This is a genomic window from Thermosipho globiformans (assembly GCF_003990895.1).
Lineage (GTDB): Bacteria > Thermotogota > Thermotogae > Thermotogales > Fervidobacteriaceae > Thermosipho > Thermosipho japonicus.
Genome location: NZ_BHXD01000051.1, coordinates 1 through 405 on the forward strand (window position 1 = coordinate 1; position 405 = coordinate 405).

Genomic DNA, 405 nt, shown 5'->3' on the forward strand with positions numbered 1-405 from the left:
CTCGACACTCTTTCCCTACACGACGCTCTTCCGATCTGTTGAACCCGCGTCCGAAATTCCTACATCCTCGGTACTACATGCTTAGTCAGTCTTTACATTCGCTTGCCAGCTGCGGACGGACACGCCACTAACAAACTAGCCTGATTAAGTTTTAACGCTTCAACCCCAGGCAGGGCTTCCACGCGATCTCTTTTGGGTTTGACCTCTCTTGATCCCCGTCCTAAGAGCGGAGGCTAGGGAGAGAGGGCTCTAAGCAGGTTATTAAGCTGCTAAAGCGTAGTTTTCGTCGTTTGCGACTATTTTTTGCGGCTTTTTACGAGGCCAACCGCCCCTCGGCATGCACCTTGGGTTTCGCAGATCGGAAGAGCACACGTTTGAACTCCAGTCACAACGTGATATCTCGTA

General features: G+C 51.4%; 1 other RNA gene. It reads right to left on the bottom strand.

The features are described 5' to 3' along the window. Positions 1–36 precede the first annotated feature (36 nt). Positions 37–360, bottom strand: a transfer-messenger RNA (tmRNA) gene (ssrA, locus tag EO083_RS10245). Between the last annotated feature and the right edge of the window lie 45 nt (positions 361–405).